At 62.0% G+C, this 25,703-nt stretch carries 28 protein-coding genes; 14 read left to right on the top strand and 14 right to left on the bottom strand.

Annotation, left to right across the window (positions count from 1 at the left end; genetic code table 11):
• Window positions 1–67 precede the first annotated feature (67 nt).
• Window positions 68–541: a cyclic nucleotide-binding domain-containing protein gene (locus HX868_RS15450; RefSeq protein ID WP_016975234.1), complete on the top strand. Its 474-nt coding sequence runs from the start codon at window positions 68–70 to the stop codon at window positions 539–541.
• On the opposite strand, the gene HX868_RS15445 is transcribed toward HX868_RS15450, so the two are convergent.
• Window positions 538–816 (bottom strand): hypothetical protein, encoded by a 279-nt coding sequence (locus HX868_RS15445; RefSeq protein ID WP_025999649.1) that lies wholly within the window; start codon window positions 814–816, stop codon window positions 538–540. The two genes, HX868_RS15450 and HX868_RS15445, sit on opposite strands and share 4 nt — an antisense overlap.
• 78 nt (window positions 817–894) lie before the next feature.
• Here HX868_RS15445 and HX868_RS15440 point away from each other — a divergent pair, with 78 nt between their 5' ends.
• Entirely contained in the window at window positions 895–1,575 is a 681-nt protein-coding gene (locus tag HX868_RS15440; RefSeq protein ID WP_095015115.1) for a spermidine synthase, read from the top strand.
• A gap of 4 nt (window positions 1,576–1,579) precedes the next feature.
• On the opposite strand, the gene HX868_RS15435 is transcribed toward HX868_RS15440, so the two are convergent.
• Window positions 1,580–2,500: a ParB/Srx family N-terminal domain-containing protein gene (locus tag HX868_RS15435; RefSeq protein ID WP_177003445.1), complete on the bottom strand. Its 921-nt coding sequence runs from the start codon at window positions 2,498–2,500 to the stop codon at window positions 1,580–1,582.
• Window positions 2,501–2,598: 98 nt separating this feature from the next.
• Here HX868_RS15435 and HX868_RS15430 point away from each other — a divergent pair, with 98 nt between their 5' ends.
• The 3 genes from HX868_RS15430 (at window position 2,599) to HX868_RS15420 (ending at window position 4,009) form a co-directional block, all read left to right on the top strand.
• Window positions 2,599–2,973 carry a YajD family HNH nuclease gene (locus HX868_RS15430; RefSeq protein WP_016975230.1) on the top strand — a complete coding sequence of 125 codons (375 nt, stop codon included), beginning with the start codon at window positions 2,599–2,601 and terminating at the stop codon, window positions 2,971–2,973.
• Window positions 2,974–3,122: 149 nt separating this feature from the next.
• Window positions 3,123–3,590, top strand: coding sequence for an RNA methyltransferase (locus tag HX868_RS15425; RefSeq protein ID WP_003189607.1), 468 nt, complete (start codon window positions 3,123–3,125; stop codon window positions 3,588–3,590).
• A gap of 68 nt (window positions 3,591–3,658) precedes the next feature.
• Window positions 3,659–4,009 carry a YgaP family membrane protein gene (locus HX868_RS15420; protein ID WP_033902602.1) on the top strand — a complete coding sequence of 117 codons (351 nt, stop codon included), beginning with the start codon at window positions 3,659–3,661 and terminating at the stop codon, window positions 4,007–4,009.
• A gap of 107 nt (window positions 4,010–4,116) precedes the next feature.
• Here the strand turns inward: HX868_RS15420 and HX868_RS15415 are convergent, their stop codons facing one another.
• Together HX868_RS15415 and HX868_RS15410 are read right to left on the bottom strand one after the other, a co-directional pair.
• Entirely contained in the window at window positions 4,117–5,337 is a 1,221-nt protein-coding gene (locus HX868_RS15415; RefSeq protein ID WP_177003444.1) for a hypothetical protein, read from the bottom strand.
• 12 nt (window positions 5,338–5,349) lie between these two features.
• On the bottom strand, window positions 5,350–5,799 hold the full coding sequence (locus HX868_RS15410) for a YcgN family cysteine cluster protein (protein WP_003172524.1): 450 nt from the start codon (window positions 5,797–5,799) through the stop codon (window positions 5,350–5,352).
• A 154-nt stretch (window positions 5,800–5,953) separates the two neighbouring features.
• Here HX868_RS15410 and HX868_RS15405 point away from each other — a divergent pair, with 154 nt between their 5' ends.
• Window positions 5,954–6,538 (top strand): nitroreductase family protein, encoded by a 585-nt coding sequence (locus HX868_RS15405; RefSeq protein WP_177003443.1) that lies wholly within the window; start codon window positions 5,954–5,956, stop codon window positions 6,536–6,538.
• Window positions 6,539–6,641: 103 nt separating this feature from the next.
• On the opposite strand, the gene HX868_RS15400 is transcribed toward HX868_RS15405, so the two are convergent.
• From HX868_RS15400 to HX868_RS15380, 5 genes are all read right to left on the bottom strand, one after another.
• On the bottom strand, window positions 6,642–7,574 hold the full coding sequence (locus HX868_RS15400) for a D-2-hydroxyacid dehydrogenase (RefSeq protein ID WP_177003442.1): 933 nt from the start codon (window positions 7,572–7,574) through the stop codon (window positions 6,642–6,644).
• Between the two features lie 107 nt (window positions 7,575–7,681).
• A complete protein-coding gene (locus HX868_RS15395) occupies window positions 7,682–7,975 on the bottom strand; it encodes a YcgL domain-containing protein (RefSeq protein WP_177003441.1) in 294 nt (97 codons plus the stop codon).
• The gene (rnd, locus tag HX868_RS15390; protein WP_177003440.1) at window positions 7,972–9,105 is read right to left on the bottom strand and encodes a ribonuclease D; all 1,134 of its coding nucleotides are present in this window, start codon (window positions 9,103–9,105) and stop codon (window positions 7,972–7,974) included. Before rnd ends, HX868_RS15395 begins: the two co-directional genes overlap by 4 nt.
• Window positions 9,106–9,227: 122 nt before the next feature.
• A complete protein-coding gene (locus HX868_RS15385) occupies window positions 9,228–9,827 on the bottom strand; it encodes a class I SAM-dependent methyltransferase (RefSeq protein WP_177003439.1) in 600 nt (199 codons plus the stop codon).
• 101 nt (window positions 9,828–9,928) lie between these two features.
• A complete protein-coding gene (locus HX868_RS15380) occupies window positions 9,929–11,299 on the bottom strand; it encodes a glutamine synthetase family protein (RefSeq protein WP_177003438.1) in 1,371 nt (456 codons plus the stop codon).
• A 431-nt stretch (window positions 11,300–11,730) separates the two neighbouring features.
• On the opposite strand from HX868_RS15380, the gene HX868_RS15375 reads away from it, so the two are divergent.
• Window positions 11,731–12,504, top strand: coding sequence for a transporter substrate-binding domain-containing protein (locus HX868_RS15375; protein WP_177003437.1), 774 nt, complete (start codon window positions 11,731–11,733; stop codon window positions 12,502–12,504).
• Between the two features lie 50 nt (window positions 12,505–12,554).
• Window positions 12,555–13,394, top strand: a complete 840-nt coding sequence (locus HX868_RS15370) for a cache domain-containing protein (protein ID WP_177003436.1) — start codon at window positions 12,555–12,557, stop codon at window positions 13,392–13,394.
• Window positions 13,395–13,510: 116 nt separating this feature from the next.
• On the opposite strand, the gene HX868_RS15365 is transcribed toward HX868_RS15370, so the two are convergent.
• Window positions 13,511–15,028 carry a DHA2 family efflux MFS transporter permease subunit gene (locus HX868_RS15365; RefSeq protein ID WP_177003551.1) on the bottom strand — a complete coding sequence of 506 codons (1,518 nt, stop codon included), beginning with the start codon at window positions 15,026–15,028 and terminating at the stop codon, window positions 13,511–13,513.
• A gap of 66 nt (window positions 15,029–15,094) precedes the next feature.
• Window positions 15,095–16,279 carry a 4-hydroxybenzoate 3-monooxygenase gene (gene pobA, locus HX868_RS15360; RefSeq protein WP_177003550.1) on the bottom strand — a complete coding sequence of 395 codons (1,185 nt, stop codon included), beginning with the start codon at window positions 16,277–16,279 and terminating at the stop codon, window positions 15,095–15,097.
• A 189-nt stretch (window positions 16,280–16,468) separates the two neighbouring features.
• On the opposite strand from pobA, the gene HX868_RS15355 reads away from it, so the two are divergent.
• A complete protein-coding gene (locus HX868_RS15355) occupies window positions 16,469–17,347 on the top strand; it encodes a helix-turn-helix domain-containing protein (protein WP_016975215.1) in 879 nt (292 codons plus the stop codon).
• Here the strand turns inward: HX868_RS15355 and HX868_RS15350 are convergent.
• Both HX868_RS15350 and HX868_RS15345 read right to left on the bottom strand, forming a co-directional pair.
• A complete protein-coding gene (locus tag HX868_RS15350) occupies window positions 17,340–17,516 on the bottom strand; it encodes a hypothetical protein (protein WP_016975214.1) in 177 nt (58 codons plus the stop codon). The two genes, HX868_RS15355 and HX868_RS15350, sit on opposite strands and share 8 nt — an antisense overlap.
• A gap of 98 nt (window positions 17,517–17,614) precedes the next feature.
• The gene (locus HX868_RS15345; RefSeq protein WP_177003435.1) at window positions 17,615–18,520 is read right to left on the bottom strand and encodes a LysR family transcriptional regulator; all 906 of its coding nucleotides are present in this window, start codon (window positions 18,518–18,520) and stop codon (window positions 17,615–17,617) included.
• Between the two features lie 104 nt (window positions 18,521–18,624).
• Between HX868_RS15345 and HX868_RS15340 the strand changes: the two genes are divergently transcribed.
• Together HX868_RS15340 and HX868_RS15335 are read left to right on the top strand one after the other, a co-directional pair.
• Window positions 18,625–19,491, top strand: coding sequence for an MBL fold metallo-hydrolase (locus HX868_RS15340; RefSeq protein WP_016975212.1), 867 nt, complete (start codon window positions 18,625–18,627; stop codon window positions 19,489–19,491).
• A 33-nt stretch (window positions 19,492–19,524) separates the two neighbouring features.
• Window positions 19,525–20,139 carry an NAD(P)-dependent oxidoreductase gene (locus tag HX868_RS15335; protein WP_177003434.1) on the top strand — a complete coding sequence of 205 codons (615 nt, stop codon included), beginning with the start codon at window positions 19,525–19,527 and terminating at the stop codon, window positions 20,137–20,139.
• A 74-nt stretch (window positions 20,140–20,213) separates the two neighbouring features.
• Here the strand turns inward: HX868_RS15335 and HX868_RS15330 are convergent, their stop codons facing one another.
• On the bottom strand, window positions 20,214–21,089 hold the full coding sequence (locus HX868_RS15330) for a LysR substrate-binding domain-containing protein (protein ID WP_177003433.1): 876 nt from the start codon (window positions 21,087–21,089) through the stop codon (window positions 20,214–20,216).
• Between the two features lie 111 nt (window positions 21,090–21,200).
• Between HX868_RS15330 and HX868_RS15325 the strand changes: the two genes are divergently transcribed.
• The 3 genes from HX868_RS15325 to HX868_RS15315 all read left to right on the top strand — a co-directional run bounded on the left by HX868_RS15325 (window position 21,201) and on the right by HX868_RS15315 (window position 25,647).
• Entirely contained in the window at window positions 21,201–22,826 is a 1,626-nt protein-coding gene (locus HX868_RS15325) for a 5-guanidino-2-oxopentanoate decarboxylase (RefSeq protein ID WP_177003432.1), read from the top strand.
• Window positions 22,823–24,265 (top strand): aldehyde dehydrogenase family protein, encoded by a 1,443-nt coding sequence (locus HX868_RS15320; protein WP_177003431.1) that lies wholly within the window; start codon window positions 22,823–22,825, stop codon window positions 24,263–24,265. The genes HX868_RS15325 and HX868_RS15320 overlap by 4 nt, the downstream gene beginning before the upstream one ends.
• 194 nt (window positions 24,266–24,459) lie before the next feature.
• Window positions 24,460–25,647, top strand: a complete 1,188-nt coding sequence (locus HX868_RS15315) for a cyanate transporter (RefSeq protein ID WP_177003430.1) — start codon at window positions 24,460–24,462, stop codon at window positions 25,645–25,647.
• Window positions 25,648–25,703: the final 56 nt, after the last annotated feature.

Genomic DNA, 25,703 nt, shown 5'->3' with positions numbered 1-25,703 from the left:
GAACTTCGTAGAGCGGTTCTGTCTGAACACAGGACCGCCTACTGATTGATGGACCAAGATTGCAGCCATGGCACTACCGACGCTAATGAATACCGAAATCCGCGACATGCTCATGGATTGCGGCCTGTTCGACCCGCTGTTGCCGGAAGACTTTCACGTCGCCGCCGGCTATTTCAATATCAGCAGCATCGCCCGTGACGAGGTAATTTTCCTTGAGGGCGATGCCGGCACCTTCATGTGTATCCTCCACAGCGGCCAAGTGGCGGTGCAAAAAACCAACCACGACGGCCAACGCCTGACCATCGCCACCCTGCGCAGCGGCCGGGCCTTTGGCGAAATGGCGGTACTCGACGGCGAGCGGCGCTCGGCCAGTTGCATGGCGGCCAGTGACTGCGTGCTGTTGAACCTGGGCAAGGATTCCCTGGAAAAAATGCTCAACGAAGCGCCCAGGGTCGCCGCCAAGATCATCCGCGCGATTGCCATCGCCCTGTCCAAGCGCCTGCGCATGGCCGACGGGCAATTACTTTCGCAACAGTTTTAGCCGCCCGGCGTCTTCGGCTTGCTGTCATTCTGCAGCAGGCCCGGCACCGTCTGGTCCTTGGGTGGCGTGGGCAGCACGATGGGCACCAAGGGCGGCGAGCCGTTGGTCTTGGGCACGGCCGGTGGGGTGACTTGCGGGTACAACGTCGGCGTCGGGGTGCCCGGCGCGCCTGGCGTTGGGGCGGGCGCGACCGGTACGGTTTGCAACTCCTGAGCCTGCGCCGCACCAGAGGCGAGCGCGCTCAACACAATGACCGTTAGAATGCTGCACTTCATCGATGGCTCCATGGCCTGACCGGAATGTCGTAAGGCTACTCCCAACCGCGCAAGAATGCCCTTCCCAATGAGATTTCCATGAAACGTTTCGTTCTGCTGGACACCACCCCGATCCCCGACAACGGCGGTGCCTTGTGCCTGTTCGAATACGGTGAAGATTTCGTCATCAAGATTCAGGGCGGTGACGGCGGCCAGTTGATGAACACGCGCATGCACGGTTCCGAAGATGCGTTGGCGGAGATCCCTTGCCGCAAAGTCGCCGGGCGTGCGGACTCACGGGTGTTGATCGGTGGCTTGGGCATGGGATTTACCCTGGCGTCAGCCCTCAAGCACCTGGGCAAGAGTGCTGAAGTGGTCGTGGCAGAACTGGTGCCCGGCGTTGTGGAGTGGAACCGTGGACCGCTGGGCGAAAAATCCGGCCGCCCGCTGCTGGACCCGCGCACGGTGATCCGCCTGGAAGACGTGGCCAAGGTGCTGCAGGCCGAACCCCAGGGCTTTGATGCGATCATGCTGGACGTGGACAACGGCCCCGAAGGCCTCACGCAAAAGGCCAACAGCTGGCTCTATTCCGCCGGCGGCCTGGCCGCCTGCGCCAAGGCCTTGCGCCCCAAAGGCGTGCTGGCCGTGTGGTCGGCCAGCGCGGACAAGCTGTTCAGCGACAAACTGCGCAAGGCCGGTTTCAAGGCCGAGGAAGTGCAGGTGTTTGCCCATGGCAACAAGGGCACCCGGCACACCATCTGGATTGCGCAGAAGGTGTGATCGGTTAGCGCAGGGAATTGCGGTAGTCGATCACGTACGGGACTTTTTTGTCGAAGGTCTTTTCCAGCTCGTTACGGTCGAGTTTGGTCATGCCGCCCAGTTGATGGGCGGTGAAACCGCTATCGCCGACCTGTGAGCCCGGCGCCAGGCTGACCATGCGCTTGGCCACGGCCTCAATGGCGTCCTTGTAGCCACCCTTCTTGTTCAGGTTGTACTTGCCCAGGTCAATTTGAGTACGCAGCCAATTGCCCCAATAGAACTCCAGGAACTCCGGCGCGATCTCGCCAGCCTCAGGCTTGCCATACGCGGCCTTGCGGGTGAAATACACCAGGCTGCGGAACGTGTCGTCCTGCAGGTTCTTGAAGCCCAGGTGCGCCGGCAGTTGCTCGGGCGGCAGGGTCTGCCCTTGATTGTCCTTGAGCCAGACCTTGCGCGCGGCCTGCATGCGCTGCCAGAAATTGGCCAGGGTGGGGCTGTTGCTGAAGTCGTCGGTGACCTTGACCCACATGTTCAGGCGAGGCCCGCCGCCGGGCACTTCCCACAAGGTGGTGAAGCTGTGGTGACCGTCGGTCAGGTACAACTGGCCGCCAGGGCCGACCACCACGGTCTTCATGTCCTCGGGATGGGTGCCCACCGGGTCCTTGCAGGTGAAACTCGCCGGTTTGTGCAGGTCCGCGCCCTTGGGCACGTTGTCGGCTTCGCCCTGGCCGTTGGTTTCGCAGTATTCATCAAAGACCTTGGCGGGTTTGTCAGCGAACAGGCCGAGGCTGTAGTAAATCTGGTCGAAACCCACCACGGCCTGGGTCGGGTGCAATTGGTCGAGGGCCACCTCGATCACCTGGCCGGGTTGGGGTGTAGAGAATGCTTGGGCTTGGGCCGTGAGCCCACACAACAACAGTGCAACAGTCCATGAATGCAAACGCATGAGTTTCAGATCCTTATCGATAAAGTGAAGCGGTTATTTGCATCGCGAGCGGCTAGAATCAACCCTATCCGTGAACCCCAAAATAGCCAGGAGCCATGATGAGCTCGACCAACCCGCCCTCCCACACCGCCAAGCTGGATCGCATCCTTGCCGATGCCCAGCGCGACCGGGAAATGGGCTACCGCGATAAAGCCTTGAAAATGTACCCCCACGTGTGCGGCCGCTGCGCCCGTGAGTTCGCCGGCAAACGCCTGAGCGAGCTGACCGTACACCATCGAAACCACAATCATGATGACAACCCCCAGGACGGTTCGAACTGGGAGTTGTTGTGCCTGTATTGCCATGACAACGAACACTCGCGGTATACCGACCAGCAATACTTTGGCGACGGCTCCACCAGCAGCCCGACGATTGCCAAGGCCACGCATAATCCGTTTGCGGCGTTGGCAGGGTTGATGAAGAAAGACAGCTGACCCTCCCTCTCTGTAGGAGCGAGCTTGCTCGCGAAGATCGTCAACGATAACGCGTGCATTCAGTATGAACGCGGTGATCTCGAGTTCTTCGCGAGCAAGCTCGCTCCTACAGTTATACTGCGGTCTTTTTCGCCAAGGCACCCTTCCCCGTGGGCAATAAACGCTACAGCTGCATCGGTCTGTATAACCCCAAATCCCCCGAAAACGTCGGCTCGGTCATGCGTGCTGCCGGCTGCTACGGCGTGGCCTCGGTGTTCTACACCGGCGTGCGTTACGAGCGCGCGCGGGACTTCATCACCGACACCAAGAAAGTCCACCACGACATTCCGCTGATCGGCATCGATGACCTGAAAAAGATCCTGCCCTTGGGCTGCATTCCTGTCGCCGTGGAGCTGGTGGAAGGCGCTCGCCCCCTGCCGGAATACACCCACCCCGACCGCGCGCTGTACATCTTCGGCCCGGAAGACGGGTCGCTGGATAAAGAGATCCGCGACTGGTGCGAAGACGTGGTCTACATCCCGACCACCGGCTGTATGAACCTTGCCGCTACCGTCAACGTGGTGCTCTACGACCGTCTGGCCAAGGGCAACAACACCCGTTCGGGCCCCAAGTACTGATCTTTCGGGAACATCCGGTGCCTGCGGGCAGTCAGCTACTTATCAATAGCCCTCGTTGGAGACAGATCATGAGCGACAGCAAAACCTTGCGACCTATCATCGAACACACGCCTTTCGAGACCCAGCCCACACAGAACGTGCACGGCTGGGAACGCATCGGCTCGGTGGCCGGTGGCGTGATGATGGTCGGCAAAGGCCTGCGCCGTGGCGGGATTTTCGGTTTGATCCAGGTAGCGATCGGCGGCGTGGCGCTGGCCCGTGGTTTTACCGGGCACAGCTCGCTCAAGGACAAGCTGGAACAGGGCCGCCAGGAAATGAACACGGTGCGCACCAAGATCGAACGCGCCGGGGCCGAGCTGAAGAATCTGAAAACCAAGGCCGAAGTCGCGGCCGAGAAGGCCACCAAAACCACCGGCTGACACCAACCCGACCTGTAGGAGCCCGGCTTGCCGGCGATGGCGTCCTTGAGGGCCCTATCGCCGGCAAGCCGGGCTCCTACAAGGAATTGCGGAGGTTCAGCAAGGGTTCAACGCAGCAGCTTGTTGTCCAGCACCACCGACGACTCGCCGATGATGCTCTCAGCCAGCTTCACAAACTCCGCGGTGGTGATGTTGTTGGCACGCATCACCGCCTGCGCGAGGTCATCCAATGACCGTTTGTTGTGAGTCTTCACACGGATCTCGCGGTCCAGCTCCTGCAACACCACCACCGCCCGTGACACCGTCGCTCCGCTGACCTGCTCGCCACGCAGGCTGGTCACGTCCTTGCCTTCCTTGACCAACCGCGCCTGTATTGCCTGATACCGCTCGTCGGTGATACCACCGGCCCGACGTACCAGTTCGATGCCGTAGTACTCGGCCAGGCCTTCGCTGATCCAGTCACTGGTATCGTGGTCATTGAAGCGCCCGATCGCCTGCACCACTTCACGGATCAACGGACTGCCGCCGTTTTCGCTGACCAGCGGCGTGCGGCTGTTGAGGTAGATCGAATCCCGCGCCGAGAACGCGCCACGGCGCATCGGGTCGCTGGCGCCCACCACCAGCAGCTTGGCCGGATGGCGCGGGAAGGCCGCTTCCACTTGGGGCCAGACGAAGGTCAGCAATGTCAGCACATCCATGCGGCGCATGGCCTGGCCCTTGGGTGAAGCCACGGTGACTTCCGTCTCGCCCAGGCGCACACGGCGGCTGCCGAGGTTGCCAGCGAGCATCCAGCCGGTGGGCCGGTCGAACAGGCGGGAGACGTTATCAATGCGGAATTTGTGCTTGCCGATGCGCGGCCAAGCGGTTTCGACGCTTTTCCAGCTGGCCGGCAGTTCGAACATCAGGCGTGAGACCAACTCGACGCCGTCCTGCTGGTCGAGCCGCGCGGTCGGCACCAGGTCTTCGCCGCGAAACAACGCCCAGCTCGGCGTCATCCGCGCTTCATAGATACCGGCCTTGCGTGCATGGGTGAGGCGTACGCGGTAAGTCAGGCTGGCTTTGTTGGCGCTGGGTTGCCACAGGCCACGATGCTCGGTGACGCTCCACTGGCCGTCGGCCTTGAAGTCGCTGTAGTCACCATCAGCACCTAGGTCGAAGTTCAGGCTGCGCACCGCCGAGCCCTGGGACAGACTCACCCGCACCTCGGCCTGATCACTCTGGGGCAACAGTTTGACGTGATAATCCAGGTCGACTTTCTTCGCGCACCACGCCGATGTGCTCAGCGTCAGCAACACCAACGATGCCGCCAGCTTGATTGCCCCCCTCATACCCACTCCTTGTCAGCCCGCGCGGAAAATCAGGTAATCCTCCCAGTCGTCTTCGGGCACGCTGCCTTCGCTGAGCATGCGCCCGGACTGGGAAATGCGTTCATGGTGCACGGCGTCACGGTCGCCGCAGACCAGGTGGTGCCACAGCGGCAGGTCCTTGCGTTCGCTGACCAGGCGATAGCCGCAGGTGGGCGGCAGCCATTTGAACTGGTCGGCCTGGCCTGGGGTGAGCTGGATGCAATCCGGCACCGACGCACGACGATTGGGGTAGTCGGTGCACTGGCAGGTTTTCAGGTCGAGCAGCTTGCAGGCGATCCGCGTGTAATAGACGCTGTTGTCGTCTTCGTCCTCTAGCTTTTGCAGGCAGCACAGGCCACAGCCGTCGCACAACGACTCCCACTCCTCCTGGTCGAGGTGCTCAAGGGTTTTGCGTATCCAGAAAGGTTCGACTTTGGCGGCCATGGCTCTACATCAGTATCGGTATGTGAAAAGGCCGCCAGTCTAGTGCCCAAGGCCCCTGCGGCCAAGCGCTTACGACTGGCGGTGTTACAACACTTGTCAGTCTAGTGGCCGCGCAGTAGCTTTGAGCGCCGAATTGACGATCAGGAACTGCTCCATGACACGTGTTGCCGACTATCCGATCCACACCCAGTTCACCGACCGCTGGTCGCCCCGCGCCTTCACCGGCGAGAGCATCTCCAAGGAGACCCTGCTGAGTTTCTTCGAAGCCGCGCGCTGGGCTCCCTCCGCCTACAACTCGCAGCCTTGGCGCTTTCTCTACGCGCGACGCGACACGCCGGACTGGGAGCGTTTCCTGGGTTTGCTGAATGAATTCAACCGCAACTGGGCGCAGCATGCTTCGGCCCTGGTGATCATCGCGTCGAAAACCGACTTCACCGCCCCCGGCGCTACGGAAGAAACCCCGGCCCTGTGGCACACCTTCGACACCGGCTCGGCTTGGGGCCACCTGGCGCTGCAAGCCAGCCTCAGCGGCTGGCACACCCACGGCATGGCCGGTTTCGATCAGGAATTGACCCGCAGAGAGCTGAAAATCCCGGAAGGTTATGCACTGCATGCCGCTGTTGCGGTTGGCAAGCTGGGGGACAAGTCGAGCCTGCCGGAATACCTGCAAGGTCGCGAAACGCCGAGCCCACGTAAGCCATTGAGCGAGCTGGTGTCGGAAGGTGACTTCAGCCTGTAACACCTTGTAGGAGCCGGCTTGCCGGCGATGATGGCCTTGAGAACAGTGCTGAACTCACTGGCCTCATCGCCGGCAAGCCGGCTCCTACAGTGTTGTGATGGTTCTAGTAACCGCGCTCGAAATCCACGGTTCCACGCAATGCTTGCTTGGCCTGATACGCCCGCACATTTTGCACGAACAACTCCACCATCAATGCCGGTGACGTCGGCGCAGAACTGTGCCCGGTCAGCAACAGGCCCCACGCGGTCCAGAACGGATGACGTTGCGGCAGCGGTTCCTGGCGGCACACGTCAATCACCGCACCGGCCAGGTGCCCTTCTTTCAAGGCCTCGACCAGGTCCGCATCCACTACCGACACGCCACGCCCGACGTTGATAAACAACCCGGTCGGCTTGAATTGCTTGAACAGCGCCGCGTCGTACAGGTCATGGGTGCTCGGCGTGTTGGGCAGCAGGTTGATCACGTAGTCCACCTCGCCCACCAGACGGCCCAGGGCTTCAAGCCCGGCCACTTGGATAAACGGTGCCTGTTCCCGAGCGGAACTGGCGATGCCGTACAGCTTCACGCCGAACGGTACCAGGAACTCGGCAACGCTCTGGCCTATATCGCCGGTGCCGACGATCAGCACCTTGCGCCCCGCCAGGCTCTGGCCCATGCGGTTGTCCCATTTGCGCTCGACCTGACTGACCAGACGTGCCAATACCTCACGTTCGTGGCCGAGCATATAGGTGAGGACAAATTCCGCCATGACCTGGCCATAAATGCCCACCGCACGCGTCAGGCGATAGTCGCGGGGCAAGCCTTCAGCCAGCAACGGAGTGATGCCGGCCCAGGTCGATTGCAGCCATTGCGGATGATGGCCTTGGCGCAGCAGCGTCGCCAGCAGGTCCGGCTGGCCCAGCCAGACCGGGCAATCGGCGGCCAGGCGCGACAGTTCTGCCGAGTCGCCGCTGGTCAGCACTTCAAGGTCCGGTGCCGCTTCGCCGAGCAATTGGGCGTAGAGCGGGTGATCCTGTTCAGCAATCAGAACACGCATGCTTAAAACCTTTCAAAAACAGTACGGACGGCCGCCCGCATCCTTACGGCCACCGCCCACTTATACGATTCCATTGAAGCAAGTGCCCCGGACGGAGCACCGGTCGATCACATCGGGTCGTTGCGGCGCAGCAGTTCTTCGGGCAAGTGTTCGATGTACTCGTCCTCGGGCGGCGGCATTTGCAGGTGGTAACCCTGTTTGTCGAGGTTTTCCAACACCTGCACGATGTCTTCCTGTTGCAGCTTGCGTTCGGGCGTCAGCACCAGGTTGAACGCGAGCAGCGGCTGGCCGAACACCGCGAGCAAACCTTCGGGCACACGTTCAAGCTCATCACTTTTGAGTACGTAAAGGTACATGCCGGCGCGTTTGGTGCTGCGGTAGATGGAGCAAATACGTTTCAAGGCTGTTCTCCGGCAGTGGCCAGGCTGTCGAGCAGCGCCTGGCCCATCAACTCGCGGCGCCAGCCACGCAGCGAGTCTGGCAATTTATAAGGCCCATCGGGGTAGCCACTTTTGACCAGGGCTTCGAGGGTTTTCTTGCGCAGCATCAGTTCCGGCGCCATCTCCAGGCGTTCGGCTTCCGTCTGGCCAAAGGCGCGCAGTTGCTTGATCAGCGCGGCAGCATCCACCGGCAGCGGTTCGGCAACGGCAGGCGGCCATTGGTCCATCGGCACGCTGCCGGCACGCTTGATCAGGTCCAGCAGGAACTGGCCGTCCTGACGCACGGTGCGCGGGTGCATGTCTTCGATCTTGCCGAGGGCGGCGAGGTTATCCGGCTGGGATTTGGCCAGGGGCCACAACGAGTGTTCGCGAATGATGCGGTTGCGCGGCAGGTCACGGGCGCGGGCCTGCTGCTCGCGCCAGGCACACAGCTCACGCAGGACGGCGAGCTGGGCGCGGGACAGCTTCCAGGCCAGCTTGGCGTCGCGGTACACCTCGTAGGGGTCGACTTCGCGGCGCAGGTTAGCGACCAACTCCGCGCCGTCCTCCAGCACCCAGGCATATTTGTCGTCCGACAACTGCGGGCGCAGGCGCGTGTAGACCTCAGCCAGGTGCACCGCGTCTTCGGCGGCGTAGCTGACCTGCGTCTCGGACAAGGGCCGCTGCAGCCAGTCCGAACGGGTCTCGCCCTTGGGCAGCTCGATATCCAGCACGGCTTGCACCAGGCGCGAATAGCCCATGGAGAAACCGAGGTTCAGGTAAGCCGCGGCCAATTGGGTGTCGAACAGCGGGACTGGCAGGCTGCCAGTCAAGCGCAGCAACACTTCCAGGTCTTCGCTGCAGGCATGCACCACCTTGATCACTGCCGGGTTCTCCAGCAAGGCGGCCAAGGGTTGCCAGTTGCCGATGGTCAGGGGATCGATCAGGTAAGCGCGCACGCCATCACCAATCTGGATCAGCCCGGCAATGGGATAAAAGGTGTCGACCCGCATGAATTCGGTGTCGAGGGCGACGAATGGCAACTGCTGCCATTCGGCGCAATGCTGGCCGAGGCTATCGTTGTCGCAGATCCAGTGAATATCGATGGCCACACGGCTCTCCCTTGAAGAATGGCGCGCAGTATATATCGCGAAAGGGACTTGCGAGCATTCGCAGTGCGCAGGCAACCATGAAAACTCAGACAGGAGTTGAAGAATAGTCCGACAGGCGGGACTTATCCTCTCTTACGCAGCACGTAGACCCGCCATAGGCTTGAGCCGGGCATGAATTCTTGATGATGCAGGACCTTGAAGCCCGCCTGGCGGAACTCATCTTCGACGGCGGTACGGGAGTTGACCGAGACAATCACCGTGTCGCGGCTGACCCGGTGGAACTCGCGCAGTAGGGCCAAGCGCCCTTCACTGCTGGGCACATGGCGAAACAATTCCAGGCAGAAAATGCAATCCACCGCATTCGCCGACAAGCTGATGGAGAACGCCGAGCCCTGGAAGGTCTTGACGCGTTTGAGCAAGGACGCCGGGTGATGGGTGCGGGCATGGTCGAGCATGTCCTGGGAGTTGTCCGACGCCAGGATCACCCGGTTGACGTGTTCGGCCAGCACTGGCCAGAAGCGCCCCGAGCCACAGGCCAGGTCCAACACCAACCCCGGTTCACCGGCGACTTTCAGCGCCTGGCGCACCATCCGCTCGTCGCGCCACGACGCCAGGCGCTGCCGCAGCCCTGGCGGGCGTGTATCGCCGCAGACCCTGGCGTGCTCGCGGTCACAGCGCTCGGCGTATTCGATCTCGATGGAGGATGGTGGCTGTGGCGACATCGCGGGCTCATATGGGTGGAACGGCAGTGAACGACCTTGATGCGCAGCTTAACCAGTGCAATGTCAAAAAAAGGTCGAAACGCTCACCACCGAAACGCCGATCACGCCTGATGCAAATACCAGCGCCAATCCTGCTCGCCCACTTCGCCCATGAACTGGCGGTATTCGGCGCGCTTGACCGCCAGGTACACGTCGAGGAATTCACTGCCGAACGCGTCCCGCGCCCAGCTCGAACCTTCCAGGGCGCGCAGGGTGGTCAACCAGTCGGTAGGCAGCAACTCCTTGGCCTGGGCGTAGCCATTGCCTTCTACCGGGGCGCCGGGGTCGCGCTGTTCGCGGATACCGCGATGGATGCCGGCCAGAATCGCGGCAGCGGCCAGATAAGGGTTGGCGTCGGCACCGCAGATTCGGTGCTCGATATGTCGAGAACTCGCTGGCCCGCCCGGCACGCGCAGGCTGACGGTGCGGTTGTCCACGCCCCAAGTGGCGGCCAGCGGGGCGTAGCTGTTGGTCTGAAAGCGGCGGTAGGAGTTGGCATTGGGGCAGAACATCAGCAAGGAATCGAGCAAGGTGCTGAGCATGCCGCCCACCGCCTGGCGCAACAGTGGCGTGCCGTCGGTGGCTTCGCTGGCGAACAAGTTATTGCCCTCGGCATCCGCCAGGCTCACGTGCATGTGCATGCCGGTGCCGGCCAGGTCGTCGAACGGCTTGGCCATGAAGCAAGCCGTCATCCCGTGTTTATGCGCCACACCCTTGACCAGGCGTTTGTAACGCACCGCTTCGTCCATCGCTTGCAGGGCGTCGGCGCGGTGTTCCAAGGTGATTTCCACCTGGCCCGGCGCATATTCGGAGATGGCCGTGCGCGCCGGGATGCCTTGCAGTTTGCAGGCGCTGTAAAGGTCAGCGAGGAAGGGTTCGATCTGTTCCAACTCGCGCAGGCCGTAGACCTGAGTCGAGCGCGGGCGCCCGCCGTCCACATCCCGCGCCGGCTGCGGGCGGCCGTTGCTGCCGGGTTTCTGGTCGAGCAGGTAGAACTCCAGCTCCGCCGCCATCACCGGGTAGTAACCGTCAGCCTTGAGCCCGTCGATCACCTTGGCCAGCAAATGCCGGGGATCGGCGACGGTCGCGGGCAGGCCTTCGGTGGGGTGCATGCTGACTTGCACGGCCGCCGTCGGAATCAGGCGCCACGGCATGCGCTGCAAACTGCCGCTGATGGGGTAGGCGCGGCAATCAATATCACCCACCTCCCACACCAGCCCGGAGTTTTCCACGTCGTCGCCATTGATGGTCAGGCCAAGAATGGTACTGGGCAACGGCCGGCCGCTTTCATACACCGCCAGCAACTCATCGCGGTGCAGCAACTTGCCGCGTGGCACGCCGTTGTTGTCGAGGATAAACAGCTCGAACATCTCGATGTCCGGGTTTTGTTCAAGAAAGGACTGGGCTTCGTGCAGGCAGGCAAAGACACTCATGGGCATTCTCATACGTGTGGGTCAGGCAGGCGCGCAGGTGCACGCCATCCAGGGGATGGATCAACGTAGGAATGCGCTATCTGGTGGGCGTGCGTGTCGGCAGTGGAACAGGGCCCAGAACGCGAGATCGGACGGCAGTGTCGCGGGGTGGGTGTCGGAGGAGCCGTCCATGCAGGAATCACAGTGCTAGAGGTAACCGCCAGCGTCACACGCCTGCACAGGTGATTAAATTCAGGGTTGACGGAGTTTGGTTGCGTCTTGGCTAAACATTCGCCGCCTCCACACTCCCTCTACCTCTGTAGGAGCGAGCTTGCTCGCGAAGGTCGTTAACGATAACGCTGGCCGTCAGGATAAACTCGGCGGCTTGATTTTTTCGCGAGCAAGCTCGCTCCTACAAAAACAATAGCCCCCTGCCCCGAGGACTCGACCGCATGAAAGCTCCTTTCGCCCTCTGTGTACTGGCAAGTCTGGCCACCAGCGCCCTGGCCGACACCGCGCCGTCGCGCCTCGACCAGGTGCTCCAGCACGGCACGCTGACCGTTTGCACCACTGGCGACTACAAGCCCTACACCTCGCTGCGCGCCGACGGCAGCTATGAAGGCATCGACATCGCCATGGCCGAGTCCCTGGCCAAGAGCCTCAACGCAAAGATCCAATGGGTGCCCACCACCTGGAAAACCCTGATGCCGGACTTCCTGGCCCAGCGCTGTGACATTGCCGTGGGCGGCATTTCGGTGTCTCTGGAGCGCCAGAAAAAGGCCTTCTTCAGCCAATCCCTGGGCGTCGACGGCAAGATTCCGTTGGTACGCTGCGCCGATGTGCAGCGCTACCAGACTGTCGAACAGATCAACCAGCCCCAAGTCCGCGTGATCGAACCGGCCGGCGGCACCAACGAAGTGTTCGCCCGTGCCCACTTGGGCCAGGCGCAGATTCGCCTGCACGACAACGTGACCATTTTCGACGAACTGCTGGCGGGCAAGGCGGATGTGATGATCACCGACGCCAGCGAAGCGCGTTACCAGCAGAAGCTCAAGCTGGGGCTGTGCGCGGTGAACCCCGAGCGGCAGATGCAGTACAGCGAAAAAGCCTTCCTGTTGCCCCGTGATGATGTGGCCTGGAAAAGCTACGTCGATCAATGGCTGCACCTGAGCCAGGCCACCGGGGCCTATGACGCTATCGTTAGCCAGTGGTTGGCGGCGCCTTGAGCCACAGCCGTCTACGCTGTTGTCACACCAACAATAACGAGGGATGGGTAATGAAGGTAGTGTTCCGACTCACCTGGCTGCTGCTGTTGTGTTTCAGCCAGGTGCACGCTGCAACGACTCAGGATGAAGACGCCCAGGCGGCCAAGGCGCTGCTGGAAAAAGCCCTGGCCTACTACCAAAGCAACGGCGACAAGGCGTTTGCCGCTTTCAGCCGACAGGGCGAATTCGTCGACCAAGACCGCTATGTGTTCGTGGTCGATACCCAAGGCGTGCTGCTGGCCAGCGGGGGCCCCTCCTCCGCCTTGATTGGCCGTGATGTATCCGAAGTCCTCGGGCCGGATTTGCGCCAGTCCTTCAAGGATGCGCTGAAGGTGCCGGAAGGCCAGGGCATCCAGCAGGCCGACTATCGCTGGCAGAACTGGAACGATGGCAAGGTCGAACACAAGCACGTGTTTTATCAGCGTGTGGGCGAACGCATCCTCGCGGTGGGTTATTACCTGCCACGGGCCACGCCGGAACAGGCCCGGGCCCTGCGCAACAAGGCGGCAACCGCCTTGCTCAAGGATGAAACCGGCACACTCAAGGCCATCAACTCATTGCAGGGAGGTTTCCTGCAGGATGACCTTTATGTGTTCGTCGTGGACCTCGATACCCAACGTTATGTAGCCCATGGCACCAACCTCCGTCTGGTCAACACCAACTTCAGCAAGATCAAGGACCCGGACGGCAAGCCGGTGGGTGAGCCGATCCTCAAGCTGATGGCCGAGCAGGATCAGGGCGAATACAAATACCGCTGGAAAAACCCGGTGACCGACAAGGTCGAGAACAAGCATGCGTATGTGCGCAAGGCCGGGCATTTCATGGTGGCGGTGGGTTATTACAGCCCCTGATCAGAATTGAAATGCATTCCCCCCTGTAGGAGCTGGCTTGCCGGCGATGGCGTTGTATCAGTAACCCATATCTTGACTGACCCACCGTCATCGCTGGCAAGCCAGCTCCTACAGGGTTAGCGTGCTTTGTCTTCACGGCCACGCAGCACTCGATTAGGCATCGCAATCGCGGCCGCCAACCCCAGCAGTGACACCGCCGCACTGACCATCAGCAAATGCCGGAACGTCACCGCCAACTCCCCGCGCAGGGCATCCTGCGCCGGGCCGGGGGCGGCGTTGAGGCCGTCGAGCAGCACGTTGCCGGAACTGCCTTCGGCCACCAGCGCGCCGCTGGCCAGGTGGGCGAAGCTGGAATCCTGCAACAGCGCCAGCAACAGTGCCGACATGCACGCCACCCCCACCGCCCCGCCCAGGGAACGGAACAGGTTGGTGGTGCTGGTGGCCACGCCGATATCGCGCTGCTCCACCGAATTTTGCGTACCCACCAGGGAGGTCGGGAATTGCATGCCGGCCGCGATCCCGCACAACAGCATAAACAGGGCCGTCAGCCCCACCGCCTGGGGCGCGCTCAGGGCCATGCCGAGAATCGCGAAGGGGCTCAATAGCGCGCCGCTGAGGATCATCGGCTTATAGCGACCGGTCACCGAGGTCATGCGCCCGGCAAAATAAGCCCCCATCGGCAAGCCCATGGCCAAGGGCAGCAGGTGCAATGCCGCGCTGTCAGCACCGGAACCGGTCACTGTCTGATACCGCAGCGGCATCAGCACCGTCAGGGAAATCGCCTGGAAGCTGGTGAAAAAGATCGTGCACCAGCACAACACCGCACTGCGGTTGGCAAACAAATGCATCGGCAACAACGGCTCCCGCGCCCGACGCTCGTGCCAGACAAACACCGTCAACGCCACCAGCGCACAGGCGAGCAAGCCCAGCACCTGATTGTCACGCCAGTGATGGCCCTGGCCGATTTCAGTGATGCCCAGCAGCAAGGCGGTCAAGCCGATGATCATCAGCACAGTGCCGAGGTAATCGATGATCGGCTTGCGCTGCGGCACCGGCAGCCCCACCAGCGTGCGATGGGCCACATACCAGGCGCCGGCACCCAAGGGCAGGTTGATCAGGAACACCCAGCGCCACGACAGGTACTCGGTCATGTAGCCGCCCAGCACCGGCCCGGCCACGCTGGCCACCGCGTACATGCTGCTGAAATAGCCCTGGTAGCGGCCACGTTCACGGGGCGGGATGATGTCGCCGATGATCGCCTGGCTCACCGAAATCATACCGCCGGCGCCGATACCCTGGAGGATCCGCGCCAGCACCAGTTGCTCCATGCTTTGCGCCATGCCGCAAAACAGCGAGGCCAGGGTGAACAGGCCCATGCCGATCAGCATCATCGGCCGCCGCCCGTACAGGTCGCCGAGCTTGCCGTAGATCGGCACCGCGACGGTCATCGCCACCATGTAGCCAGAGATGACCCAGGCCAGCAGGTTGACGTCATGGAACTGGGCGGAGATCGCGGGCATGGACACGGCGACAATGGTCTGGTCCAGCGCCCCCAGGAAGATCGCCATCATCAGTGAGGCGAGAATGCTGCGCACAGCGGGCAGCGGCGGAACGGGCTGATTGAGGTGCGTCACGGCAGGACCTTCGAGCAGGGCCCGCGGGAAAAGGCGGCCCACGGGAATGCTCGATACGATAGCAGGCTATTCGATAGCTTCGTATGGAAGTCCGACGTAATTTTCTGCGATGGTCTTGCGCCCCGCTTCGGAGTGGATGAAGTACTCCAGCTCGCTCTCGGCGATGCGCTGGCTGAAACCGTCGGCCTCGGGAAACTGATGCAACATCGAGGTCATCCACCAGGAAAACCGCTCGGCCTTCCACACCCGCCGCAGGCAGATGGCGGAATAGCGCTCCAGCAGATCCACCCGCCCTTCGCCGTAGACCTTGAGCAAGATCCGGTACAGGGTGCTCACATCACTGGCCGCCAGATTCAAGCCCTTGGCGCCGGTGGGCGGCACGATATGCGCCGCATCGCCGAGCAGGAACAGGCGCCCGTACTGCATGGGTTCCACCACAAAACTGCGCAGTGGTGCGATGCTTTTTTCAATCGACGGGCCGGTCACCAACTGAGCGACGAGGTGGCTGGGCAGGCGGCTTTTCAGTTCGTCCCAGAAGCGTGCATCGGACCATTCGTCAATCGGTTCCTCCACCGGCACCTGCAGGTAGTAACGGCTGCGCGTTGGCGAACGCATGCTGCACAGCGCAAAGCCGCGCGTGTGCTTGGCGTAGACCAACTCAGCGTGTACCGGCGGCGTATCGGCGAGGATGCCCAGCCATCCAAAGGGGTAGACCCGCTCGAAGACCTTGAGCGATTCAGCCGGGATCGATTGGCGCGCAATGCCGTGATAGCCGTCGCAACCGGCGATGTAATCGCACTCCAGGCGAAAGGATTCGCCCTGATGTTCAAAGGTCAGCCAGGGTCGATCACTTTTGAGAGCGTGAGGCTGCACATTGCGCGCTTCATACAGGGTGGTGGCACCGGCGGCGGCACGGGCGGCCATCAGGTCGCGGGTGACTTCGGTCTGGCCGTAAATCATCACCGATTGACCGCCTGTCAGGCCCTTGAGGTCGATATGGGTGAGTTGACCGTTCAGCGCCAACTCGAAACCATCATGCACCAGGCCTTCGCTATCCATTCGCTGACTGACACCCGCCTGCCTCAGCAGGTCGACCATGCCTTGTTCCAGCACCCCGGCACGGATGCGGCCTTGCACGTAATCGGCGCTCTGGCGCTCTAGGATAAGGGTCTCGATCCCTGCCTGATGCAGCAGTTGGCCAAGCAGCAGTCCGGAAGGACCGGCGCCGATAATGGCGACTTGGGTTTTCAGCGTTTTCATTATTTTTATGGCCCGCAAGTTCCACCCGAACGGATCGGGTGAAAGAGTTGTCATTGGTCTTGTTGCTGACATTTTTCACTTGAGTGAGCGGCATAAGAAGGTGAAAACTGCGCCAAAGCCTGCGCTTTTTGCCAATCGGGGCGATTACCGCACCACTCTTTCGAGTATCGGGTTGAAACCATGACCAAAACCGCAATTCCGGTCTTCAAGCTTTACGGGGAACACCAGCAATGGCCCACCCCCGATTTGTTGCACTGCGAAACCATTTCCCGGCGCAGTCGGGAATACCAGTGGGAAATCCAACCCCACCGGCACGCGGATCTGTGCCAGTTGCTCTACGTGCACAAAGGCCAGGCACAGTTGGAAATCGAAGGCCAGCGCACCACCCTGAACGAAGCAACCCTGCAAGTCCTGCCGCCCTTGTGCGTGCACGGGTTCCGTTTTCCCGAGGACGTCGAAGGCTACGTGGTTACGCTTTCGGCGCCGTTGGTCAGCCACCTGCAAACACAGTTGGGCACCACCGTGGACGGTTTGCAGACACTCGGCAGTTACCCGGCGGGCAAAGACAGTGACTACCTGAACAGCCAGTTCGCGCGCTTGCAGGATGAATACGCCGATGAACAACCGGCACGGGACATGATGATGCACGCGTTGGTCAGCGTGTTGCTGGTATGGATCAGCCGCCAGGCCATCCAGCGCCGTCACCCACGGGCGCCACGGGGGCGTGAATACTTCCGGCGCTTTACCCAGTTGGTCGAGCAGCATTACCGCGAACACCCGAAAATCGAAGATCTTGCCCACAAGCTGGGCATCTCGGTCTCACACCTTAACGGGACGTGTCGGGAGTTGGGCGGCCAACCTGCGCTGCAGATCATGCATGACCGCCAATTGCTGGAAGCCAAGCGCCTGCTGACTTACACCAGCATGACCATCAATGAGATGTCGGAGGTGTTGGGTTTTTCCGACCCGACCAACTTCTCTCGGCTGTTTCGCCGACGGGTCGGGTTCTCACCCAAGGCGTTTCGCGAGCAGTTGAAAGCCGAACAACCGGCTACCTGAGCGCGCTGAAACTGCCGGTGCGGGGAACGCATTGATCCTGATGACAGCTGATCGCAAAGGTCGGCTGCATACGGGTCTGCTCCACGCGGTAGGCGGCGGTCCCGTAGAGTGCGCTGGCAATGGCGCACAGGCTGAAAATCATCAGGTACTTTCTGGTTTTAATGCTCATGGCACAGACCTCTGCGGATCTACAGGGTGCTGTTTAAAGCATAGGTCAACCAGGCCAAGTTGCCATTATCGGACGACATTCAACAGGTTGATCCCAGCCTAGAGCCCGACATCCCACGCCGGCTCTTCCGGAAACCGCAGCACCAGGAAATCCAATAGGCTGCGCAACGCCGACGGCATGTGTTTGCGCGAGGCGTACACCGCGTAGATGTTCATCTGCCGTGGCTCGGCGTCGGGCAGCAGGCGCACCAGTTCACCGCGCCGGATGTAATCGCCGGCCTGGTAAGTAGGCAACATCGACACCCCTGCACCGGCCAACGTCACGCGTAACAACGTGCTGGCCTCGTTGGAGGTGATATTGCCGTTGATCGGCACCGAGACAGGCTCCCCCTGCTCCTCGAAATGCCACAGGCTTTTGCCGAAATAGGAATGGGTGAGGCAATTGTGCCCGGCCAGGTCTTCGACTTTCCGAGGGGACGGATGCTCCAAAAGATAGGCCGGCGAAGCACACACCACCGAGCGGCACACCGTCAGGCGTCGGGCAATGAGATTGGGGTCCAGGTCGCTGCTGGTGCGGATGGCCAGGTCGATACGTTCGTCCACCAGGTTCACCGTGCGGTCAAGCATCTGCAGGTCGACCGTCACCAGCGGGTAGCGCTTGACGTACTCGGCAATGGCCTGGGCCAATTGCGCCTGGCCGAACGAGGTGCTGACGCTCAAACGTAGCAACCCACGAGGCGCTTCATCGGGCTCACTGACGGCGGCTTGCATGTCGCAACACAATTCCAGCAATTGCCGACAGCGTGGCAGGGTTTCACTGCCCGCCGCCGTCAGGCTGAGCTTGCGCGTGGTGCGGTGCAGCAAACGCGCACCCACCCAGTCTTCCAGCTCCGCCAGGTAACGCGACACCACCGGCCGCGACAGGTCCAGATGATCGGCGGCGGCGGACTGGCTGCCCAGGTCCACCACCGTGACAAACACGCGCATTGCTTGAAGGCGATCCATGATCTGTCCACTTTCAGAAACAAACTATGTCCCAGCATCGCATTTTTAGTCTGGTTTTGTGCAACTAAGCTCTGTGCATCCTTTACCGATGCTGGAGCTGCCCAATGTTCTCAACCTTCAAGCGCTTGACCCTGGCCACCGCCGCCCTGGCCTTCGCCGCCCATGCGGCTGCGGCCGACCTGAAGCTGGATGTGTACAACCCAGGCGAAGCCGCGATCTTCCCGGTCAGCTCGGTGCTGGTCAGCGGCGCCAAGGACGCGATCCTGGTCGACGCCCAATTCGGCAAAGGCCAGGCCGAACAATTGGTGCAGAAGATCCGCGCCAGCGGCAAGCACCTCACCACCATCTACATCAGCCATGGCGACCCGGACTACTACTTCGGCCTCGACACCCTCACCGCCGCCTTCCCCGACGCCAAGGTACTGGCGCCACAACCGGTGGTCGACCACATCAAGGCCACCGTGGCCGGCAAGCTGGAGTTCTGGGGCCCGAAAATGGGCGCCGACAAGCCGTCTAAAACCATCGTGCCGCAGGTCCTTGAAGGCCACAGCCTGAGCCTGGAAGGCCAGCCACTGGAGGTCATCGGCCTGGACGGCCCACAGCCGGATCGCAGCTTTGTGTGGATCCCGTCGATCAAGGCCGTGGTCGGTGGCGTAGTCGTCTCCGAAAACATCCACCTGTGGATGGCCGATACCCAGAGCGCGCAGTCCCACAAGGATTGGCTCGCCACCCTGCAACGCATTGAACAACTGAAGCCGCGCACCGTGGTGCCCGGCCACTACCTGGGCACGCCATCTTTGAAATCCGTGGCCTTTACCGCCGACTACATCAAGGCCTTCGACGCCGAGACCGCCAAGGCCAAGGACTCTGCCGCCCTGATCGCAGCCATGAAAAAGCGTTACCCCACCCTGGCCGACGAAAGCTCGCTGGAACTGAGCGCCAAAGTCGCCAAGGGCGAAATGAAGTGGTGAACCGTTTCAAACCCTAACGTACTGGAGAACGTCATGAGCAAGATTGCAATCATTGGTGCCACTGGCCGTGCCGGTAGCCAACTGCTGGAAGAAGCGCTGCGTCGTGGGCACACCGTCACCGCCATCGCACGCAATACCGACAAGCTGGCTGTGCGCCCTGGCGTCACCGTTAAACAAGTCGACGCCCTGGATGCCAACGCCCTGCAACAGGCGGTGAGTGGCAGCGACGTGGTGATCAGCGCAGCGCACTTCGCCACCCTGCCCGCCAGCGCCGTGATCGGGCCGGTGAAGAAAGCCGGGGTAAAACGCCTGCTGGTGGTGGGCGGTGCCGGTTCGCTATTGCTGCCAGGTGGCGGTCGAGTGATCGACAGCGAGGGTTTCCCTGAGGAATACAAAGCTGAAGCCACGGCGGGTGCGGCGTTTCTCGACGCACTGCGCCAGGAGAAGGAACTGGACTGGACGTTCCTGTCGCCGTCGGCGGAGTTCGTCGAGACTGAGCGCACCGGTAAATTCCGGGTGGGTCAGGATGATTTGCTGGTGAGCAGTGAAGGTCGCAGTTGGATCAGTTTTGCGGACTATGCGATTGCGTTGATCGACGAAGTTGAATCGCCGAAACACTCACGCCAGCGTTTCACTGTCGGTTACTGACACCCCCCATTTGTAGGAGCCCGGCTTGCCGGCGATAGCGTCCATAAGATTGCCATCGCCGGCAAGCCGGGCTCCTACATGGGGTATTTGGCGTTCATGACCAACCAGTTCATCAAGGCCTCAAGCCCAGCCGAAGGCTCGGTGCCTGGCGGATACACCAAGTAATACCCCATCCCCGTCGGCACTTTTAACTCAAACGGCATCACCAACCGCCCCGCCTTCAAATCCTCGCCAATCAACGCACTGTCGCCAATCGCCACGCCGGAACCCTGGGACGCCACCGTCATCGCCAGATCCAGCGTTTCAAAATGATGCCCCTGGCTCAAATTGCCCAGCCGCGTATTCGCCGCCTTGAGCCACAACGCCCAATCCCGTTCATCCCGCGTGGGGTGCAGCAAGACCTGTTGTTGCAAATCTTGCGGTGTGTGCAAGCCAGCAAGCAGCGCCGGTGCGCAGACCGGCGTGAGCTGTTCATCGAACAGATGCCGCGCCTCGGCCGATTGCTCGGCGATGGGCGCATAGATCACCGCCGCGTCAAATTGCTCGCGGCGAAAGTCCACGGTGTAGGCCACGGTGGTGGTGAGTTCCACCGGCACGTCCGGGCGCTCCTTCTGCCACTGCATCAGGCGCGGCAGCAGCCAGCGCATCACGCAGGTGGACGCCTTGAGTTGCAAGGTCTGGCGGCGACTGCCGATCTGCTCCACCGCTTCGCCGAGCAGGCCAAACACCTGCTGTGCGCGCAGTGACCATTCGCGGCCTTCGTCGGTCAGGCTCAAACCCCGCGCCTGGCGTTGGAACAGCGCATAGCCCAAATGACTTTCCAGCCCGGCAATCTGCCGGCTCACCGCGCCCTGGGTGATGTGCAACTGCTCGGCTGCGCGGGTGAAATTGCAGCACTGGGCAGTGACCCAGAAGGTGTGCAGCGCGGGCAGCGGTGGGAGGCGTTTCATCGAGGCGCAGCCATGATGTGAGAACATGGCTAGTATGACTTTTTATCGATTGTTGTCGCTACGGGCCAGCCGGTCCAATAACGCCTTACCTCAACAATAAGAGCGATCTGTATGGCGACCTGCGGCGAAGTATTGGTCAACCTCCTGGAAGGCTACGGCGTGGACCAGGTGTTTGGCATCCCCGGCGTACACACCGTGGAGCTGTACCGCGGCCTGGCCCGTTCCAGCATCCGTCACGTCACCCCGCGCCACGAGCAGGGCGCCGGCTTCATGGCCGACGGTTATGCGCGCACCAGCGGCAAACCCGGCGTGTGCTTCATCATCACCGGCCCCGGCATGACCAATATCACCACCGCCATGGGCCAGGCCTATGCCGACTCGATCCCGATGCTGGTGATCTCCAGCGTGCAGTCGCGCAGCCAATTGGGCGGCGGGCGCGGCAAGCTGCATGAGCTGCCGAACCAGGGCGCGATGATGGCCGGCGTGGCGGCGTTCTCCCATACCCTGATGTCGGCGGCGGAGCTGCCCGGCGTGTTGGCGCGGGCGTTTGCGTTGTTCCAGGCCGGGCGACCGCGCCCGGTGCACATCGAAATCCCCTTGGATGTGCTGGTGGAAAATGCCGACGCGCTACTGGGCAGTGAGCCTATCAGCGTGGCGCGTGCCGGTGCCGCGCCTGCGGCGGTCAAGCAGATGAGCCAGTTGCTCGCAGCCGCCAAGAAACCCTTGATCCTGGCCGGTGGCGGCGCCATCGACGCTGCGCCGGAACTGACCCGACTGGCCGAAGCGCTCGGCGCGCCGGTGGCCCTGACCATCAACGCCAAAGGCATGCTGCCCGGCCACCACCCGCTGCTGATCGGCTCGACCCAGACCCTGGTCGCCACCCGTGCGCTGGTGGCCGAAGCGGACGTGGTGCTAGCCATCGGCACCGAGCTGGCGGAAACCGACTACGACGTGACCTTCGCCGGTGGTTTCGAGATTCCCGGCGCGCTGCTGCGCATCGATATCGACCCCGACCAGACCGTGCGTAACTATCCACCGCAAGTGGCGTTGGTGGCCGATGCCCAAATCGCCGCAGCGGCCTTGCTGGCCGAACTGAGCAGCAAACCCTTGCCACCGCGTAACAGCGCGTGGGGCGCTGAGCGCGTAGCGCGCCTGTGGGCGGAACTGACCCCGAGCTGGGACGCCGCCACCCGCGCACAAACCCTGTTCCTCAATACCGTCCTCGAAGAATTGCCCAACGCCGTACTGGTGGGCGACTCCACACAACCGGTGTACAGCGGCAACCTGACCCTGAACCTCGACCACCCGCGCCGCTGGTTCAACTCGTCCACCGGCTATGGCACCCTGGGCTACGCCCTGCCCGCCGCCATCGGCGCCTGGCTGGGGCGTGGCGATGGGCGGCCGGTGGTGTGCCTGATCGGCGACGGCGGCCTGCAATTCTCCCTGCCGGAACTGGCCAGCGCCGTGGAAGCGCGCACGCCGGTGATCGTGCTGCTGTGGAATAACCACGGCTATGAAGAGATCAAGAAATACATGGTCAACCGCGCCATCGAACCGGTCGGCGTGGACATCTACACGCCGGACTTTATCGGCGTGGCCAAGGCACTCGGTTGCGCCGCCGACAGCATTCAAGGGGTTGAGTCGCTGCGCGCGGCACTGCGCGCTGCGGCTGATCGCCAAGGGCCGACACTGATTGAAGTCGACCAAGGGCTGTGGATGAAGGCGGTGGCGGAATGAGCGCAGTCTTGAACGGTGTGTATATCAATGGGGCATGGCGTGCCGGACTGGCCTCGCTTGAGGTGATCAACCCCGCGACTGAAGCCGTCCTGGCCCACGTCAGCGTCGGCGATGCGAGCACGGTCACCCAGGCCGTCGACGCCGCCAGCGCCGCTTTCATCGACTGGTCGAAAAGCACCGGCCGCGACCGCGCCGCGCTGTTGCGCAAGATCGCCCAAGGCGTCAGCGAGCAGCGCGAACAGCTGATGCACCTGCAATCGAGCAACAACGGCAAACCGCTGTTTGAAGCCGCGATGGATGTGGACGATGTGATCGCCACCTTCGACTACTACGCCAGCGTGGCCGAAGCGATGGACGCCAGCCAGAATAGCCCGGTGGCATTGCCCAGCGCGGACTTCAGCGCACGCCTGCGTCGTGAGCCGTGCGGCGTGGTAGGGCTGATCGTGCCGTGGAATTTCCCGATGGTCACCACCGCGTGGAAACTCGCTCCGGCGCTGGCGGCCGGTTGCTGTGTGGTACTCAAGCCATCGGAAGTCACGCCGTTGGCGGAACTGCAACTGGCGCGGATTATCGCCGAGGCGGGCTTGCCGGCCGGGGTGTTCAACCTGGTGTGCGGCACGGGCCTGGAAGTGGGCGCGCCACTGGCGGCGGATCGCCGCGTGGCGAAGATTTCCTTCACCGGCAGCAACGCCGTCGGCGTGCAGGTGATGCAGCGCGCGGCCGAAACCATCAAGGGCGTGAGCCTGGAACTGGGCGGCAAATCTTCCCTGCTGGTGTTGGCCGATGCCGACCTGGACCTGGCAGTGGAGCTGGCCTGTGGTGGTGGATTTTTCAACGCTGGGCAGATGTGTTCCGCCACCAGTCGCGTGCTGGTAGCTGACAGCCTGGCGGATGAATTCCTGCAACGTGTGCAAGCACGGGCTGAAGGCATTCGCGTGGCTGACCCATTTGCCGATGACGTGGAAATGGGCGCGTTGATCAACCGCGTGCAATATCAGCGCGTGCTCGGGCACATCCAGCGTGGTGTTGAAGATGGCGCACGCTTGCTGTGCGGCGGCGATCGCCCGGCAGATTTGCCGAAGGGCTTTTTCATCCGCCCGACCGTGTTCACCGACGTACCGCTGGACAGCGCGTTGTGGAACGAAGAGATCTTCGGCCCGGTGCTCTGTGTACGACGTTTTACCTCGGAGGCCGAGGCCATCGCCCTGGCCAACGACAGCGATTTCGGCCTGGTGGCGAGTGTGGTCAGCGCCAGCCACGAAACTGCCGAGCGGGTGGCGAATGCCTTGCACGCCGGGCTGGTGTGGGTCAACGCACCGCAGGTGATCTTCCCGCAGGCCGCGTGGGGTGGTTACAAGCAGAGCAGCATCGGTCGTGAGTTGGGGCCATGGGGGTTGGCGGCGTTTCAGGAGATCAAGCATGTGATCCACGCGGTGTAGCCCCCCCTTGTAGGAGCCCGGCTTGCCGGCGATGGCGGTCTAAAACCTTGCGCTAAATTCAAGGTACTCATCGCCGGCAAGCCGGGCTCCTACAGGGTATTGCTGCAATTTTTAGATAGCCCCTGCGACTTTCTCATTTGCCCCCCTCCCCCCACCCATGGCCTCATTCATCCTTGTTCACTCAAGGCCGTCCCATGGAAACCGTCCAAACCAAACCCACCACCGCCGTCTGGCTGATGATCAGTGTCGTGCTGGTCGCCCTCAACCTGCGCCCGTCGATGGCTGCTGTCGGCCCACTGTTGTCCTCGATTCGCGGCGACGTACCCTTGAGTTTCAGCAGTGCAGCGTTGCTGACCATGTTGCCGGTGATGGCCATGGGCTTGGCGATGTTCTTCGGCATGGGCGTGGCCAAGCGATTTGGCGAGCACCGCAGCATCGTGGTGTCACTGGTGGTGATTGGCGTGGCGACGTTGTCGCGGCTGTTCCTCGATTCGGCGCTGGAATTGATTGTCAGCGCCATCGCCGCCGGTGTGGGGATTGCGATGATCCAGGCGTTGATGCCGGCACTGATCAAGTCGCGGTTCAGTGACAATGTTTCGCTGTTCATGGGCCTGTACGTCACCGCGATCATGGGCGGCGCGGCGCTCGCCGCATCGTTTGCACCGTTCGTGCAGGTGCAGACCGGCAGTTGGCGCATCGGTCTGGCGATCTGGGCGGTGCTCGCATTGTTGGCCTTAGTGTTTTGGTACGCGCAGCGCTCGGTGTTGCCGCCACTGCCTCAAGCCGCTGCGGGCCCTCAAGAATCATTTTTCGGCAACGGTCGCGCCTGGTTGCTCGCGGTATTCTTCGGCCTCGGTACCGCCTCCTACACCTGCGTACTCGCCTGGCTGGCGCCGTACTACGTGGAGCAAGGTTGGAGTGAACAGAACGCCGGTTTACTGCTGGGTTTCCTGACCGCCATGGAAGTCGTTTCCGGTCTGATCACCCCCGCCATCGCCAATCGTCGCCAGGATAAGCGCAGCGTTGTCGCGGTGTTGCTGGTGCTGATCATCCTCGGTTTCTGCGGCCTGATCCTGAGCCCGCAACACCTGAGCCTGCTGTGGCCTTGCCTGCTCGGCCTGGGTATCGGCGGCCTGTTCCCGATGAGCCTGATCCTGTCCCTCGACCACCTGGACAACCCGCGCCGCGCCGGTGGCCTCACCGCGTTTGTGCAAGGCATCGGCTACTTGATTGCCGGGCTGTCACCGCTGATCGCCGGGATGATCCGCGATCAACTGGGCAGCTTCGAATGGGCCTGGTGGTCGCTCACGGCAGTGATCGTAGTGATGCTGTTGATCGTCACGCGCTTCAACCCAAAGCATTACGCACGACATATCCGCTGAGGTCGTGTTGTAAACAGTATTTGTCTCACACCAAACATAGAAACGCCCTACAGAGC

The organism is Pseudomonas reactans, assembly GCF_013385825.1.
In the GTDB taxonomy this organism is placed as follows: Bacteria; Pseudomonadota; Gammaproteobacteria; order Pseudomonadales; family Pseudomonadaceae; genus Aquipseudomonas; species Aquipseudomonas reactans.
This window is presented reverse-complemented; position numbering and strand designations above follow the sequence as displayed.

Coding starts and splice junctions, on each gene's coding strand:
- HX868_RS15450 (WP_016975234.1), top strand. CDS start 68: ATGGCACTACCGACGCTAATGAATACCGAAATCCGCGACATGCTCATG.
- HX868_RS15445 (WP_025999649.1), bottom strand. CDS start 816: ATGAAGTGCAGCATTCTAACGGTCATTGTGTTGAGCGCGCTCGCCTCT.
- HX868_RS15440 (WP_095015115.1), top strand. CDS start 895: ATGAAACGTTTCGTTCTGCTGGACACCACCCCGATCCCCGACAACGGC.
- HX868_RS15435 (WP_177003445.1), bottom strand. CDS start 2,500: ATGCGTTTGCATTCATGGACTGTTGCACTGTTGTTGTGTGGGCTCACG.
- HX868_RS15430 (WP_016975230.1), top strand. CDS start 2,599: ATGAGCTCGACCAACCCGCCCTCCCACACCGCCAAGCTGGATCGCATC.
- HX868_RS15420 (WP_033902602.1), top strand. CDS start 3,659: ATGAGCGACAGCAAAACCTTGCGACCTATCATCGAACACACGCCTTTC.
- HX868_RS15415 (WP_177003444.1), bottom strand. CDS start 5,337: ATGAGGGGGGCAATCAAGCTGGCGGCATCGTTGGTGTTGCTGACGCTG.
- HX868_RS15410 (WP_003172524.1), bottom strand. CDS start 5,799: ATGGCCGCCAAAGTCGAACCTTTCTGGATACGCAAAACCCTTGAGCAC.
- HX868_RS15405 (WP_177003443.1), top strand. CDS start 5,954: ATGACACGTGTTGCCGACTATCCGATCCACACCCAGTTCACCGACCGC.
- HX868_RS15400 (WP_177003442.1), bottom strand. CDS start 7,574: ATGCGTGTTCTGATTGCTGAACAGGATCACCCGCTCTACGCCCAATTG.
- HX868_RS15385 (WP_177003439.1), bottom strand. CDS start 9,827: ATGTCGCCACAGCCACCATCCTCCATCGAGATCGAATACGCCGAGCGC.
- HX868_RS15380 (WP_177003438.1), bottom strand. CDS start 11,299: ATGAGTGTCTTTGCCTGCCTGCACGAAGCCCAGTCCTTTCTTGAACAA.
- HX868_RS15375 (WP_177003437.1), top strand. CDS start 11,731: ATGAAAGCTCCTTTCGCCCTCTGTGTACTGGCAAGTCTGGCCACCAGC.
- HX868_RS15370 (WP_177003436.1), top strand. CDS start 12,555: ATGAAGGTAGTGTTCCGACTCACCTGGCTGCTGCTGTTGTGTTTCAGC.
- HX868_RS15355 (WP_016975215.1), top strand. CDS start 16,469: ATGACCAAAACCGCAATTCCGGTCTTCAAGCTTTACGGGGAACACCAG.
- HX868_RS15350 (WP_016975214.1), bottom strand. CDS start 17,516: ATGAGCATTAAAACCAGAAAGTACCTGATGATTTTCAGCCTGTGCGCC.
- HX868_RS15345 (WP_177003435.1), bottom strand. CDS start 18,520: ATGGATCGCCTTCAAGCAATGCGCGTGTTTGTCACGGTGGTGGACCTG.
- HX868_RS15340 (WP_016975212.1), top strand. CDS start 18,625: ATGTTCTCAACCTTCAAGCGCTTGACCCTGGCCACCGCCGCCCTGGCC.
- HX868_RS15335 (WP_177003434.1), top strand. CDS start 19,525: ATGAGCAAGATTGCAATCATTGGTGCCACTGGCCGTGCCGGTAGCCAA.
- HX868_RS15330 (WP_177003433.1), bottom strand. CDS start 21,089: ATGAAACGCCTCCCACCGCTGCCCGCGCTGCACACCTTCTGGGTCACT.
- HX868_RS15325 (WP_177003432.1), top strand. CDS start 21,201: ATGGCGACCTGCGGCGAAGTATTGGTCAACCTCCTGGAAGGCTACGGC.
- HX868_RS15320 (WP_177003431.1), top strand. CDS start 22,823: ATGAGCGCAGTCTTGAACGGTGTGTATATCAATGGGGCATGGCGTGCC.
- HX868_RS15315 (WP_177003430.1), top strand. CDS start 24,460: ATGGAAACCGTCCAAACCAAACCCACCACCGCCGTCTGGCTGATGATC.